The following is a 13,511-nucleotide window of genomic DNA, read 5'->3' as shown; positions in this document are numbered from 1 at the left end:
CCCCTGGCCGGAGCGTCTTTCCCGTGCTGGGATGACCCGATGGAGCACGTGACGGACGTGGACCGGGGTGCCTACCCGGAGGCGGTGACGCCCTGGGACGAGCCGGCATGGCGGGGTGCGGCCCTCGACTGGATCGAGGGCGGGCTCGCCGCGCACGGGCTGCGGCCGGGCGGGGCGCCCCGGGTGCGGGTACGGCCGTGGTCGGTGACGGCCCGCGTCCCGGTGGCCGGGCACACCCCGGTGTGGTTCAAGGCGAATCCCCCGGCGAGCGCCTTCGAGGGACCGCTGACGGCCGCGCTGTCCCGCCGGGTGCCGGATCACGTGCTGCGGCCGCTGGCCGTCGACGCCGGGCGCGGCTGGTCGCTGCTGCCGGACGGGGGCGCGCTCCTGCGCGAGGTGCTGGAGCGGGACGTCCCGCCGGCGCGCGTGTGGGAGGAGCTGCTCACCGCGTACGCCCGCGCGCAGCGCGCCCTCGTCCCGGACGCGGACAACCTCGGCGCTCTGGGTGTGCCGAGGCTGCGCGTGACCGACGTGCCCGCGTCCTTCGACCGCTCGCGGGCCGCCACCGGCACGCCGGACCCGGACCGGCGGGCCCGGCTGGACGCGCTGCGCCCCCGGCTCGTCCGCTGGTGCGCGGAGCTGGCCGCGCTGGGTGTCCCCGACTCCCTGGACCACGCCGACCTGCACGAGGGGCAGGTCTTCCACCCGGGACCGGGGCGGTTCACCTTCTTCGACTGGGGGGACGCCGTCGTCTCCCACCCGTTCGCCAGTCTGCGCGTCCCGGCGCTGCGGGCGTGCGAGCGGTACGGGCCCGAGGTGCTGCCGCGCCTGCGGGACGCCTATCTGGAGCCCTGGACGGACATCGGTCTGTCGGCGGCGGAACTCCGGCGCGCCGTGCGCCTCGCCTGGCGGCTGGGCGCGCTGGGGCGGGCCCGCGCCTGGGGCCGGCTCTTCCCGTCCGCGTCGCGGGCCGCGCCCACCGCGTCGGATCAGGTCCGCTCCCTGCTGGAGGCCGCCGACGCTCCCCCGCTGTGAGCCGGGGCGTCAGCCGCTGGGGGAGTCAGCCGCCCGTGGCGCGCAGGTGGTCGCGGCGGGCGTTGTTGTACGTGCGCAGATGGACCTTGGCCACGGCGCAGGCGGCGCCGTCGGCATGGCACTGGCGGCAGGTCCGCACGTGCTGCTCATAGGTGGTACGGGCGTTTTCCAACGCCTCATCGGCAGAGGACATGGTCATCTCCGGAAGGGGGTGCGCCCGCGCGGGCGGCACCGTGGTTGACTGACGAGTAACTTCCGGAACAAGATCATCATGTTACTGCCGGTACTGGGAAACCGGCCGGGCAAAGAACGGGTACACAGTCCGTCCGCGCAGGTCAAAGGCTTAGGGAAGCAGAAAGAGGGGGAACCGTCCGCCGACGGCTCCCCCTCCTGCCTCCCCTTCCCGCGCCGATGACGCGGGAGGGGTCAGGAACGGCGTGCGCGCGAGGCGTACACCGTTCCGGCTCCCACGGCCAGCACGAGCGCGGCCCCACCCGCGAGCATGCCGACCGGGGCACCCGCGCCGGTCTCCGCCAGCGGCACGGTGCCGCCGTCCGGCGAGGACTTGGGCGCGGGCGGGCTGGACTGGGCCGGGGGCACCTTGGCGTCGGTGGGCGGCGTCGCGCCGGGCTTCGGGCTCGCGGCGGGCTCACCGCCCCCGGCGGGGGTGCCCGGCTCGGCCGCGGCGGGCGGCGTGCTCGGCGCCGGGCTCGCGGGCGTCGCGGGCACGGACGGGCTGGGGACGGCCGACCCCGGTGTCCCGGACTCGCACCGCTTGTCCCCGCCGTTCCAGGCGGCGATCAGGTGGTACGGGGTGAGGGCGCCGGTGCGCACGTCGGGCAGCGGGCCGTGGCCCTCGCCGTCCTTGCCGTCGTAGGCCACGTCGTCGCCGTACAGGTCGGTCTGGCCGAAGCAGGTCGGCGCCTTGACGCTGAGCTTCTTCCAGGTGCGGCCGGCGTCGTCCTGGCCCGCGACGTCCTCGGCGGTGAGGCGGACGGTGGCCTTGTCGATCATTTCCTGGTGGCCGGACGAGGGCCAGTCGGGGCCCTCGGTGGTGTACTCGGACAGAGAAACGGGGTAGTTGCACCCCACGCCGATGTTCTGGCCGGGCGCGAGACGCACCTCGACGATGCCGGGGACGGTGTCCCACTGGTGGAACCCGCCCTCGGAGGACCAGTCGGCGCCGACGACCTTGCCGTCGGCGTCGACCAGGCGGTACTGCACGGTGGCGGACGAGCAGGTGCCGCCCTCCTGTGCGTGGGCGGCGGTGGCGCCGACCAGGGGCGCGGCGGTGGCCGCGACGAAGGCCGCGGCGGTCGCGGCTAAATATCTGGCTGGTTGTGAGCGTGCCAAGGTGAGCCTCTGTCCGTTCAGAGCATGTGGGAGGTGGCAGGGCGCGCGCGAACTGGCGCGCGGCGCCCGGAAAGCCGTGTCCCTTCGCCCGCCGCAGGCGGGGCGAGGACGGTCAGAGTCTTGTCGTCTTTACAACTCCCGTCAATTTGAGGGGAGTTGATGGGTCACTCGCCCGGCGCGAGGCGGGCCGCGAGCAGCCGTGCCGTCTCCTCGATCAGCGCCTCGTCGACGGGGGCGTCGGGGGTGGTGGGCTTGGTGGACAGCACGGAGAGCAGCAGGGGCGTCCCCTCGCCGGTCCAGGCCACACCAAGGTCGTTGACGGTGGCGTAGGAGCCGGTGCCGGTCTTGTCGGCGAGGACCCAGCCGGGCGGCAGGCCCGCGCCGAACCGCTTGCCGCTCGTGGTGTTGCCGCGCAGCCAGTCGAGGAACTGCTCCCGGTCCGTCTCGGCCAACGCCCGCCCCAGGGTGAGGAGTTCGAAGGAGCGGCCGAGGGCGCGCGGGGTGGTGGTGTCGCGCACGTCACCGGGCACCGCGGTGTTCAGGTCGGTCTCCCACCGGTCGAGCCTGCTGACCCGGTCACCGAGCGAGCGGAAGAAGCGGGTGAGACCGGCCGGGCCGCCGATCCGGCGGAGCATGAGGTTGCCCGCCGTGTTGTCGCTGTACTGGATCGCGGCCGCGCACACGTCACCCAGCGCCATTCCGGTCTCCTGCTGGGCCCGGGTCTTCTCGGAGTTGGCCAGGATGTCGGCCGGCGGGTAGTGGATCACCTCGCCCAGCGCGGCCCGGCCGCCGTGGTCGCGCAGCACGGCGGCGGCGGCGATCGCCTTGAACGTGGAGCACATGGCGAACGGCTCGTCGGCGCGGTACGCCACGGTCGCACCCGTGCGCGTGTTGCGTGCGTACACACCGAGCCGGGCACCGTACCGCTTCTCCAGCGCGCCCAGTTCGGGGAGCGGGGCGGCGAAGTCGCGCGGGGCGGCCCACGCGGGGGTGGCCGACGCCGCCGCGGCCGCCGCGGTGAGGGCCGCGCCCGCTCGGAGCAGACGGCGGCGCGGGACAGGGGTGACTGAGGTCATGTGCGGGGCCCTTCAAAGGAGTTGGATCGTCGGGCAGGAAGGATCACCGACCGGGACAGCGAAACAGCGGGACACCGCTCATGTCCAAGAGTGAACTTTGAACGCACCATGACTTATTGATATGACTCCGGGATGGATCTGCTCGCGCATCTCGCGGCGTTCACCGCGACGGCCGACGAGGTGAGCTTCTCGCGCGCGGCCGACCGGCTGGGGATCGCGCAGCCGCTGCTGAGCCGCCGTATCAAGTCGCTGGAGGCGCACTTCGGCGGCCCGCTGTTCGACCGCTCCCGGCGGCAGATCGCCGTGACGGAGTTCGGCGTCTCGCTGCTGCCGTACGCGCGCGACGTACTGGAACGGGCCGAGCGGCTCGGGCAGGCGGCCCGTTCGGCGCGTGCCGCGCGGGTGCGAGCCGTGGGGGTGCCCGCGCACTGCGCACCGGCGGCCCTGGCCGCCGTCCTCCACGCCGGCGCGGAGCACGGCACCACCCTCGTACTGCGTGAACTCCCGCCCCGGCAGAGGCAGTCGGGCATCGGGGACGGCTCGCTGACCTACGCTCTGCTCCGGGTGGCTCCCGAGCGGGCCGCACTGCGGGTCCCGCTCGGCCTGGCGTCCGTGGCGGGGGCGGAACGGGCCCGGCGGCGCGCGCTCCATCTGGAGGACCTGCGGCCGCCGCGGGGAGCGGCCGGGCTGCCCATCCTGACCCTGGAGGAGGACGAAGCGCCCTACGCACAGGACCGGCTGGAGCGGGCCGCCGCCCGCGCCGGCCTGCCGGGGTCCCTGGTGGTGGCCGCGGGTCCGGCCGTCACCGCGCTGGCCGACACCCTGGCCGGGCGGGCACGGCTGCTGTGTGCCGAGCCGTTCGCCCGGCAGCACGGCGCGAGCTGGGCCCCGCTGGCCGACGCCTCCCTGCACCGGGGCTACGAGGTCGCCGCGAGCGAGTGCCACGGCGAGCGGGGCGAGGTCCCGCGCTGGCTGGCCGGGTCCCTGGCGGGGGTGACCGGATGACCGTCGAGGACACCCGCGCCCCGGTCCACGCGGCCTCGGACGGCGCCCTGCGCGACATCGCGGACGGCATCGCGCGCGAGTGGGACGCGCTGGGGGTGAGCGGCTCGTTCCTGGCCCGGAACCTCGAGACCGGCGACCACCTGGGTTTCGACGTCGACGTGCCGGTGCCGCTCGCCTCGGTGGTGAAGGTCCCGCTGGCCCTGGTGGTGCTGGACCGGATCGCGGCGGGCGGACTCGACCCCGCGCGGCCCGTGACCTTCGTACCCTCGGCGGGCGGCGCCGGTCCGACCGGGCTCGCCGCGTTCCGCCATCCGGCGACGCTGGCCGTCGGGGACCTGCTGATGATGATGCTCTCGGTGAGCGACAACGCGGCGGCGGACCTCCTCCTCGACCTGGTGCCGGTGCCGGAGGTGGCCGCCCGGCTGCGCGCGTGGGACTGCCCCGGCCTGTGCGTACGGCACCGGATGCGCCACATGTACGCGTGCGCGGCCGGTGCGTCGGGCAACGACTTCTCCCTCGCGCTGGAGCTGGCGGTACGGGACGAGCACAGCGGCCGCCACACCATCGCCACCCTCGATCCCGCGTACGCCAGCACCGGCACGGCCCGGGCTCTGGTGTCCCTGCTGGAGCGGGTGTGGCGCGACGAGATCTCCGACCCGCGTGCCACCGCCGAGCTGCGCCGGCTGATGGGTCTGCAGGTCTTCGCCCACCGCATGGTGAGCGAGCTGCGCGCGGACTCGCTGCGGTTCAGCGGCAAGACGGGTTCGTTCCTGCATCTGCGGCACGAGATCGGGGTGGTGGAGGCGGACTCCGGCGACCGGGTGGCGCTGGCCGCGCTGACCCGGGCGGACCGCAGGGCGTCCCTGGCGCCGGACATCGACCTGGCGATCGGCGTCGCGGCCCGGCGCGCCTTCGAGGCGCTGCGCGGGTGAGCCGGGCCGGGCGGTTCAGCCCCGTCCGCCGCTCAGCCGGCGCCATTCCGGCTCGACGCGCTTCCACTCGGCGTCCCACTGAGCGAGCCTGCGCCGGACGAGCGAGGCGCACACGAGCCGTCCGGAGGCCCAGACGACCGTGCCGGTGATCTGGGCGACGAGGAGCCCGGTGAGCACGGTCTGGAGCATGGCCTCGGCCAGGGACGCGGGCGGCGGTACGGTGCGGCCGGTGCCGTCGGTCCAGAGGGTGACGGTGGAACCGGCCGGGGTGCCGGGGCCCACCTTGGCGCGGTCGGTGTGCACGGCGCCCTTGCCGTCGGTCCAGCGCACCGTGGCCCAGACCCGGTCGTCGTAGCCGCTGCCCGCCGGCGGCGTCCTCGGCGCCGGGCCGGTGAGCACCGCGCGGACCTCGTGCACCTGGGCCCGTCGCGCGGAGAGCGCCGAGTCCACGGAACTCGCGGCGGCGTACCCGGCGAGGGCGCCGCCCAGTACGACGAAGATCCAGGTGAGGAGCACGACCCACGCCTCGACGAGGTCGCCGGAGCGCCGCAGGGGATTGCGCCGCCAGCGCCACAGCCGTACGGGGGTGATCGTCTCGAGAGGTGTCCGGGTCATCGGCAGCCGCCTCCTCTCGCCTGCCCACCCCACCATCGTGCACCTGACCCGGCGAGCCCGCAGTACCGGACGCCCGGAGGGGGAGAACCCCAGGTGGCGAGGGGCGTCGCACACAAGGGGGCGCCCCCGGGCCGGTCGGCTCGGGGGCGCCCCGCACGGGGTACGGCGGCTCAGGCGAGGTCGAACCGGCCGAGGTTCATCACCTTGTGCCACGCGGCGGCGAAGTCCTTGACGAACTTCTCCTTGGCGTCGTCGGAGGCGTACACCTCGGCGACGGCGCGCAGCTCGGCGTTGGAGCCGAAGACCAGGTCGGCACGGGTGCCGGTCCACCGGACCGCGCCGGTGGAGGCGTCGCGGCCCTCGAAGGTGGCCTGGTCACCGGACGTGGAGCTCCACGTGGTGCCGAGGTCGAGCAGGTTGACGAACCAGTCGTTCGTCAGCACGCCCGGCGTCTCGGTGAAGACGCCCAGCTTGGAGTCCTGGTAGTTGGCGCCCAGGACCCGCAGACCGCCGACGAGGGCGGTCATCTCCGGGGAGCTGAGGGTCAGCAGGTTGGCGCGGTCGACGAGCGCGTACTCGGCGCGGCCGGGGTTGCTGCCCTTGCCGGCGTAGTTGCGGAAGCCGTCGATGGCGGGCTTGAGCGCCTCGAAGGACTCGACGTCGGTCTGCTCCTGGCTCGCGTCCACGCGGCCCGGGGTGAAGGGCAGCGAGACCGGGAAGCCGCCGTCCTTCGCGGCCTTCTCCACCGCGGCGTCGCCGCCGAGGACGATCAGGTCGGCGAGGGAGACGTGCTTGGCGCCGGCGGAGGCGTTGAACTCCTCCTGGACGCCCTCCAGGGTGCGCAGCACCAGGGCGAGCTGGTCGGGGTCGTTGACCTCCCAGCCGCGCTGCGGCTCCAGGCGGACCCGGGCGCCGTCGGCACCGCCGCGCTTGTCACTGCCGCGGAAGGTGGACGCGGAGGCCCAGGCGGCGCTGACGAGCTGCGCGACGGTGAGACCGGAGTCGAGGATCTTGCCCTTGAGGGCGTCCGCGTCGGCGGCGTCGATCGGCTCGCCCTGCGGCTGGGGCAGCGGGTCCTGCCACAGCAGGGTCTCCTCGGGCACCTCGGGGCCGAGCAGCAGCGACTTGGGGCCCATGTCGCGGTGGGTCAGCTTGTACCAGGCGCGGGCGAAGGCGTCGGCGAACTCCTCCGGGTTCTCGTGGAAGCGCCGGGCGATGGGCTCGTAGATCGGGTCGAAGCGCAGCGACAGGTCCGTCGTGAGCATGTTCGGCGCGATCTTCTTGTCCGGGTCGAAGGCGCTGGGCACGGTGCCCTCGCCCGCGCCGTCCTTCGGCTTCCACTGCTTGGCGCCGGCCGGGCTCTCGGTCAGCTCGTACTCGTAGCCGAAGAGGTTGTCGAAGAAGCCCTGGCCCCACTGGGTGGGGGTGTTGCTCCAGGTGACCTCCAGGCCCGAGGTGATGGTGTCGGGGCCCTTGCCGGTGCCGTAGCTGCTCTTCCAGCCGAGGCCCTGCTGCTTCATCGGGGAGTCCATCGGGTCGGGGCCGACGTCGCTCGCCGGGCCCGCGCCGTGGGTCTTGCCGAAGGTGTGGCCGCCCGCGATCAGGGCGACGGTCTCCTCATCGTTCATGGCCATGCGGCCGAACGTCTCGCGGATGTCGCGGGCCGCGGCGATCGGGTCCGGGTTGCCGTTGGGGCCCTCCGGGTTGACGTAGATCAGACCCATCTGGACGGCCGCGAGGGGCTCCTCCAGCTCGCGGTCACCGGTGTAGCGCTCGTCGCCGAGCCAGGTGGTCTCCGGGCCCCAGTAGACGTCGGCGTCCGGCTCCCAGGCGTCCACGCGGCCGCCGCCGAAGCCGAAGGTCTTGAAGCCCATGTTCTCCAGCGCGACGTTGCCCGCGAGGATCATGAGGTCGGCCCAGGAGATGTTCTTGCCGTACTTCTTCTTCACCGGCCACAGCAGACGGCGCGCCTTGTCGAGGTTGGCGTTGTCCGGCCAGCTGTTCAGGGGGGCGAAGCGCTGCTGGCCGGTGCCGCCGCCACCGCGGCCGTCGCGGGTGCGGTAGGTGCCGGCGCTGTGCCAGGCCATGCGGATGATGAAGGGGCCGTAGTTGCCGAAGTCGGCGGGCCACCAGTCCTGGGAGGTGGTGAGCACCTCGGCCAGGTCACGCTTGACGGCCGGCAGGTCGAGGGCGAGGAACGCCTCGGCGTAGTCGAACTCCTCCCCCATCGGGTTGGCGACGGGCGGGTTCTTGGCAAGGACCTTCAGGTTGAGCTGCTTGGGCCACCAGCGGTCGTTGCCGCTGCCGAGGGCCGGGTGCAGGGACGTGGGGCTGCCGCCATGGGCGACGGGGCAGCCGCCGGTCTCCTCGGGCTTCGGGTCGGTGACGATCGCGTCTTCATTCTCAGGCATGTCAATCCTTCCGGAACGGACGAAAAGCCGGCGCTCAGGTGCTGCGGCCGGTGGAACAGTCGGAGCAGGTGCCCCAGTACACGACCTCGGCCTCGTCGATGGCGAAGCCCCGGTCGTCGGAAGCGGTCAGGCAGGGCGCGTGGCCCACCGCGCAGTCGACGTCGGCGACGGCTCCGCACGACCGGCACACGGCGTGGTGGTGGTTGTCGCCGACACGGCCCTCGAACCGGGCGGGGCTGCCCGCGGGCTCGATGCGTCGTATGAGGCCGGCGGCGGTGAGGGCGTGCAGGGCCTCGTAGACGGCCTGCACGGAGATGTGGCCGACGCGCACGCGCACCTGGGAGGCGATCGCCTCGGCACCGAGGTGGTCGCCCGCGCGGACGGTCTCCAGCAGCGCGACGCGGGCCGCCGTGACGCGGAGGCCCGCACCGCGCAGCTCCGCGGCGGCGGTGGTCGGAGGCTGGGATGCGGTCATGGGACGAACCTACCGTCATAAACACGAGAGATTCAAGAAAACGAGCTATGCAATTTCTTGACTTCTTAGTGTGACTGCCGGATGCCGGTCCGTGTCCGCCGTCGCGCGGCCGGTGCGGCACCCGGCGAGCGGCGCTCCTGCCCGCATCATGTGACCCGGCCCCGGCCCCGCGGGCGCGCCGAGCCGCACGGTCCCTCGCACGGGTGAACGGACCCGAAACGGAACCCACCCTTGTGTTTCCCCGCGCCGTCCTCGCGCAAGCACCCGACGGCCCCGCGGGCGCACAACCGGCGCTCACTCGTCCGGGTGCTCCGGGCCCGCCATCCGTGGCAGCGCGCGAGGTCTCTCGTTCGGCAGCAGTGTGACGTTTCCGGCATGACGTGAATGTGGCGGTGCGGGAGGGCAGCAGTCCCCTCTATGCCCCACGCGAACCCCCAGCGGCAGGTGATCGGATGACCACGGCGACGACCCGGACGCCCCGGACGCCGCCCGTCGGACCCGACGCGGCCGCCGCCCTCTCCTCCCCTCCGGAGGGCGCCAGACCCTCCCTCCCCTCGCTGACCGGGCTGCGCTGGATGGCCGCCCTGCTGGTGTTCGGGCTGCACATCAACAACTTCGGCTACTTCGGCGGCCAGGCCGGGCGGCTGGTCTCCTGGGCCTTCACGCCCGGCGGCACCGGTGTGTCGTTCTTCTTCGTCCTGTCCGGCTTCGTGCTGACCTGGTCGGCCCGGCCCGGCGACCGGGCCCCCGGGTTCTGGCGGCGGCGCGTCGCCCGGGTGTGGCCGGTGCACCTCGCCACCGCCCTCCTGGCGGTCGCCCTGGCCTTCACCATGGGACGCCCGGCGCTGCCGACCTGGAAGCAGACCCTGGCGAACCTGCTGCTGGTGCACTCCTGGTGGCAGCCCTGGTGGCAGACGCTCAACCCGGTGAGCTGGTCGCTGGCCTGCGAGGCGTTCTTCTACGCGCTCTTCCCGGCGCTGTTCTGGCTGCTGCGGCGGCTGAACGCGCGCGGCACGCTGGTCCTCGGCGGGACGGCGGCCCTCGTCGCGCTGTTCCTGGCCTGGGCCGACGCGCACCACTGGCTGCACCAGCCGCTGTACTCGCTGCCCGCCGCCCGGCTCCCGGAGTTCGTGATCGGCACGGTCACGGCGCGGCTGGTGCTGCTCGGCCGCTGGCGCGGCCCCGGCATGGAGGGCTCGCTCGCGCTGGCCGTGCTCGGCTACTTCCTCGTCCCCCAGGTGGCGCCCGGATACGCGGCCACCTCCTGCACCCTGGCCGGCTTCACCGCCCTGATCCCGGCGGCCGCGGTGGCCGACCTGCGCGGGCTGCCGTCGCTGTGGCGGGGGCGGCGGCTGGTACGCCTCGGGGAACTGTCGTTCGCGTTCTACATGGTGCATCTGCTGGTGCTGCGCGCGGGCATCGCCGTCCTGGGCGACAAGCCCCGCTTCGGCGCGGTGGCCGGGACCGGGGTGACCGTAGCCGCCTTCGCGGTGTCGCTCGGGCTGTCCTGGGCGCTGTTCGAGGGGGTCGAACGTCCGGTGCGGCGCCTGCTGCTGCGCGGCCGGCGCCGTACGGCGGACCGGCCCGCCGCCCCGGCCCGCGAGGAGAGCGTCGCGGCCGCCGGCGACTGAACCGGGACAGCGGGGTGCCGGCCCCCCTCGGGAGAGGGACCGGCACCCTGGGCACGTCGCGTCAGGAGTTGGCGCAGATGTTGCCGAACGCGGGGTTCAGCAGGCCCACGACGTCGATCGTGTTGCCGCACAGGTTGACCGGGATCTCCACCGGGACCTGGACGACGTTGCCGGAGGCGACGCCGGGGCTGTTGGCGGCGACACCGGTGACGGGGTCCGGGTCGGCCGCGAAGGCCGCCGTGGCGCCGGAGAGGGCAAGGGCGCCCGCGAGAACGGCCGTGGTAGCAAGCTTGCGCATACGCATGAGGTGCCTCACTGCTCGTGGTTGGGACACCTCCATCACAGCGGCAGCCCGGGCGGTGCGCCCGCCGTGCTACTCCGTTCGGGCAGTGGCCCCCGGTCCGGGGGTCGTCCGAGGCGCGAGCGCGGGGCTCCCGGTGGGTGAAGTCGGCCCGGCCGCCCAGGTGTTGACCTGGGCGGCCGGCCGCTCGGACGCCTGACCGGGCCGGGGGCCGTGCCGGAGGGCCGCGCGGCCGTCCGTGCCCGCCACCCTAGGCGCGGTGCGGGGAGCCCGCCCTCCGGACTCCGCGCGCCCGCTCTACGGGAACTGCGTGATCTTGGACGGGACGGTGTCCGACCCCGACGTGGGAGCGCCGGTGTTGTTGACGACGTGGGCGTACTGCCCCTTGCCGCCGAGCGAGATCACCTGGATGTCGTGCAGCTTGACCCCGGAGTTCACCGGGACCTGGAAGCCGTGCGCCTGGACGATGGAGGAGTCGGTGGTGAAGTTGCAGTAGCTCCCCAGGCCCCATGCCTCGTGCGAGGTGACCGAGTCGGCGACCTTGTAGGCGGCGTAGCCGACGATGCCGTCATGGGTGATGGCGGCGGAGTTGGGCACGTCGTACGCCTTCTCGTTCTGGAAGAAGATCGTGCGCCCGCGCTGGCCGGCCCAGTACACGTCGTACTTGTTGTAGTGCTCGACGAACAGGCCGGTGGCGAGGACGTCGTTGCCGTTCACGCGAAGGCCGTAGTCGGCGCGGTTCGTGTTCCAGCCGACGCCGCTGCCGTGGTCGGCGCGCCACAGCCAGGTGTGGTCGATGACGACGTTGTTGCTGTTGACCACGACCGAGTTGGTGGCGAGGCCGGGGCCCGCGCCGCCGATGCGCACGAACACGTCCTGCATGGTGGTGGGGTTGGCCGAGTGGTCGGCGGTGGAGCCGGCCGGGCCGATCCGCAGCAGGGTGTCGGAGTTGGTGCTGCCCGCGTCGATGAGGAAGCCGGCGAGCTTCACGCCGTCCACGTCGGCCACGTGCATGGCGTCCACGCCGCCGTCCGGGATGATGGTGGCGAGACCGAGACCGAGGACCACGGTGTTGGCGCGGGTCACCTCGATCGCCCGGTCCAGGTGGTAGACACCGGGCGTGAACAGCAGGTTGAGGCCCTGGGCGAGCGCCTGGTTGATGGTGGCCGCGGTCGCGCCGGGCTTGACCACGTAGAACTGGTCGAGCGGCAGCGAGGAACCCGCGTTGGCGGGCCAGGACACGCCCCGCGCGCCTGTGCGCTTGGCCGGGACGAACACCTTGTACGTGGAGCCGTCGAGGTAGAGGAACGGCTTCTCGCGGGAGACCGGGGTGCTGTCCAGCGTGGTGTACGGGCCGTTGTCGAAGTTGGTCGCGGGCGCGCCCTGCACGCCGCTGAAGACCATGTTCCAGACGCCGTTGGTCCAGCCGCCGACCGAGCTGTCCCGGGTGTACCACTGCTGCTGGGAGTACGGGCCCACGGTGCCGTCGATCTTGGAGTCCGCGATGTAGCCGCCCGACGCCCAGCCGTAGCCGTTGGGCGCGAGGTTGAGCCCGCCCTGGACGTGGATGCGGCGGAACGGCGCGGCCTGGGCGACGGCCCAGCGGTCGGTGCCGTTGACCGGGCGGATGGCCAGGTTCTCGGCCGAACGCCAGAAGTTCTGCGTGGCGTTGCCGTTGAACCAGCCCGCGTCGACGGTGATGTCACCGTTGATCTGCACGTCGTCGGGGTTGAGCCCGAGGCCGGAGACGGAGGTGTAGAAGCCGAGCTGGGCGTTGATGTTGTTGTACGTGCCCGGCTTCATCAGGAACTGGTAGCGCGCGGAGCCGAACTGGTTCGACTCCTGGCCGGCGAAGACACTGTCGAACTTCTGCTGGAGGTTCGGCGTGCTGGGGTCGACGACGATCACGTTGGAGCCCAGGTCGCCGCCGCCCTGCACCGGCGGGACGCCGGTGGTGCCGGTGTGCACGGCCATCTCCCACAGCGAGTAGCCGTAGGCGGTGCCGCGCGCGGTCCCGTTGACGCGGACGTAGCGGCCCGAGCCGCTGACCGTGTACGAGGTGGTGCCGCCGGTGGCGCCGGTGACGGTCTTCAGCGTGGTCCAGTTCGTGCCGTCGGCCGAGCTCTGGAGCTGGAAGTCCTTGCCGTAGGCGGCTTCCCAGTTCAGGTCGATGCCGCACAGGTCCTGCACCGAGCCGAGGTCGACGCGCAGCCACTGCGGGTCGGCGAACGCGCTGGACCAGCGGGTGCCCGTGTCGCCGTCGAAGGCGGCGGAGGCGGGGGTGCCCGCGTTCTCGGTCGAGGAGGCGGTGGCGGGCTTGCCCTGCGCGGCGTTGGCGGTGTTGCAGCCGGCCTGGGCGGCGTCCGTCGCGGCGACGGCCGGGGGCTGGATGGTGGGCAGGGCGATCAGTGCTGCCGTGGCGGCGAGCGCTGTCCCCAGGGATCTCAGTCTCATTGCGGCTCCCTGCGAATGCGGGACCGGGAGACCGGCCCCTGCTTAGTTCATGTTTTGATTTAAGGGATGAACCAAACGGGCGCAAGCCTTCGGAAGCCAAATCCTTCGCGCACAAGGGCGTTCACACCCCGGCGGCCGTTCACACACGGGCGGGGGGGGGGGGGGGGGGGGGGGGGGGTGGGGGGGGGCCCCCCCCCCCGCGGCCGCGCCCCGCCGGCCGCCC

Annotated in this window: 12 protein-coding genes; 4 read left to right on the top strand and 8 right to left on the bottom strand. The window is 73.3% G+C overall.

All coding sequences use genetic code 11. The annotated features are described in order from the left end of the window. The first annotated feature begins 39 nt into the window (after window positions 1–39). Window positions 40–1,035, top strand: a complete 996-nt coding sequence (locus tag ABZ898_RS10850) for a phosphotransferase (protein ID WP_361655596.1) — start codon at window positions 40–42, stop codon at window positions 1,033–1,035. Between the two features lie 25 nt (window positions 1,036–1,060). Here the strand turns inward: ABZ898_RS10850 and ABZ898_RS10845 are convergent, their stop codons facing one another. From ABZ898_RS10845 to bla, 3 genes are all read right to left on the bottom strand, one after another. Further along, window positions 1,061–1,228, bottom strand: coding sequence for a hypothetical protein (locus tag ABZ898_RS10845; RefSeq protein WP_361655593.1), 168 nt, complete (start codon window positions 1,226–1,228; stop codon window positions 1,061–1,063). Between the two features lie 233 nt (window positions 1,229–1,461). Further along, entirely contained in the window at window positions 1,462–2,388 is a 927-nt protein-coding gene (locus ABZ898_RS10840) for a hypothetical protein (RefSeq protein ID WP_361655591.1), read from the bottom strand. Window positions 2,389–2,552: 164 nt separating this feature from the next. Next, on the bottom strand, window positions 2,553–3,464 hold the full coding sequence (gene bla / locus ABZ898_RS10835; RefSeq protein WP_361655588.1) for a class A beta-lactamase: 912 nt from the start codon (window positions 3,462–3,464) through the stop codon (window positions 2,553–2,555). A 132-nt stretch (window positions 3,465–3,596) separates the two neighbouring features. Here bla and ABZ898_RS10830 point away from each other — a divergent pair, with 132 nt between their 5' ends. Together ABZ898_RS10830 and ABZ898_RS10825 are read left to right on the top strand one after the other, a co-directional pair. Then, entirely contained in the window at window positions 3,597–4,469 is an 873-nt protein-coding gene (locus ABZ898_RS10830) for a LysR family transcriptional regulator (protein WP_361655585.1), read from the top strand. After that, window positions 4,466–5,401: a serine hydrolase gene (locus tag ABZ898_RS10825; protein WP_361655582.1), complete on the top strand. Its 936-nt coding sequence runs from the start codon at window positions 4,466–4,468 to the stop codon at window positions 5,399–5,401. The genes ABZ898_RS10830 and ABZ898_RS10825 overlap by 4 nt, the downstream gene beginning before the upstream one ends. A 15-nt stretch (window positions 5,402–5,416) precedes the next feature. Here the strand turns inward: ABZ898_RS10825 and ABZ898_RS10820 are convergent, their stop codons facing one another. From ABZ898_RS10820 to ABZ898_RS10810, 3 genes are all read right to left on the bottom strand, one after another. After that, window positions 5,417–6,016 carry a hypothetical protein gene (locus tag ABZ898_RS10820; RefSeq protein ID WP_361655579.1) on the bottom strand — a complete coding sequence of 200 codons (600 nt, stop codon included), beginning with the start codon at window positions 6,014–6,016 and terminating at the stop codon, window positions 5,417–5,419. Between the two features lie 170 nt (window positions 6,017–6,186). Beyond that, window positions 6,187–8,427 (bottom strand): catalase/peroxidase HPI, encoded by a 2,241-nt coding sequence (katG, locus tag ABZ898_RS10815; protein WP_361655576.1) that lies wholly within the window; start codon window positions 8,425–8,427, stop codon window positions 6,187–6,189. Window positions 8,428–8,461: 34 nt separating this feature from the next. Then, entirely contained in the window at window positions 8,462–8,902 is a 441-nt protein-coding gene (locus ABZ898_RS10810) for a Fur family transcriptional regulator (RefSeq protein ID WP_361655573.1), read from the bottom strand. Window positions 8,903–9,354: 452 nt separating this feature from the next. Here ABZ898_RS10810 and ABZ898_RS10805 point away from each other — a divergent pair, with 452 nt between their 5' ends. Next, window positions 9,355–10,533, top strand: coding sequence for an acyltransferase (locus tag ABZ898_RS10805; protein ID WP_361655571.1), 1,179 nt, complete (start codon window positions 9,355–9,357; stop codon window positions 10,531–10,533). A 61-nt stretch (window positions 10,534–10,594) separates the two neighbouring features. On the opposite strand, the gene ABZ898_RS10800 is transcribed toward ABZ898_RS10805, so the two are convergent. After that, window positions 10,595–10,831, bottom strand: a complete 237-nt coding sequence (locus ABZ898_RS10800) for a chaplin (protein WP_361655568.1) — start codon at window positions 10,829–10,831, stop codon at window positions 10,595–10,597. A 300-nt stretch (window positions 10,832–11,131) separates the two neighbouring features. Further along, window positions 11,132–13,288: a discoidin domain-containing protein gene (locus tag ABZ898_RS10795; protein WP_361655565.1), complete on the bottom strand. Its 2,157-nt coding sequence runs from the start codon at window positions 13,286–13,288 to the stop codon at window positions 11,132–11,134. Window positions 13,289–13,511 lie beyond the last annotated feature (223 nt).

It is taken from the genome of Streptomyces sp. NPDC046860 (assembly GCF_040645115.1).
Taxonomy (GTDB): Bacteria; Actinomycetota; Actinomycetes; order Streptomycetales; family Streptomycetaceae; genus Streptomyces.
The sequence above is the reverse complement of the archived record's forward strand: the minus strand, read 5'-3'. Positions and strand labels throughout refer to the sequence as shown.

What these genes read in the sequence shown, in the direction of transcription:
- ABZ898_RS10850 (WP_361655596.1), top strand. Translation starts at nt 40, where the DNA reads ATGGAGCACGTGACGGACGTGGACCGGGGTGCCTACCCGGAGGCGGTG.
- ABZ898_RS10845 (WP_361655593.1), bottom strand. Translation starts at nt 1,228, where the DNA reads ATGTCCTCTGCCGATGAGGCGTTGGAAAACGCCCGTACCACCTATGAG.
- bla (WP_361655588.1), bottom strand. Translation starts at nt 3,464, where the DNA reads ATGACCTCAGTCACCCCTGTCCCGCGCCGCCGTCTGCTCCGAGCGGGC.
- ABZ898_RS10830 (WP_361655585.1), top strand. Translation starts at nt 3,597, where the DNA reads ATGGATCTGCTCGCGCATCTCGCGGCGTTCACCGCGACGGCCGACGAG.
- ABZ898_RS10825 (WP_361655582.1), top strand. Translation starts at nt 4,466, where the DNA reads ATGACCGTCGAGGACACCCGCGCCCCGGTCCACGCGGCCTCGGACGGC.
- ABZ898_RS10820 (WP_361655579.1), bottom strand. Translation starts at nt 6,016, where the DNA reads ATGACCCGGACACCTCTCGAGACGATCACCCCCGTACGGCTGTGGCGC.
- katG (WP_361655576.1), bottom strand. Translation starts at nt 8,427, where the DNA reads ATGCCTGAGAATGAAGACGCGATCGTCACCGACCCGAAGCCCGAGGAG.
- ABZ898_RS10810 (WP_361655573.1), bottom strand. Translation starts at nt 8,902, where the DNA reads ATGACCGCATCCCAGCCTCCGACCACCGCCGCCGCGGAGCTGCGCGGT.
- ABZ898_RS10805 (WP_361655571.1), top strand. Translation starts at nt 9,355, where the DNA reads ATGACCACGGCGACGACCCGGACGCCCCGGACGCCGCCCGTCGGACCC.
- ABZ898_RS10800 (WP_361655568.1), bottom strand. Translation starts at nt 10,831, where the DNA reads ATGCGCAAGCTTGCTACCACGGCCGTTCTCGCGGGCGCCCTTGCCCTC.
- ABZ898_RS10795 (WP_361655565.1), bottom strand. Translation starts at nt 13,288, where the DNA reads ATGAGACTGAGATCCCTGGGGACAGCGCTCGCCGCCACGGCAGCACTG.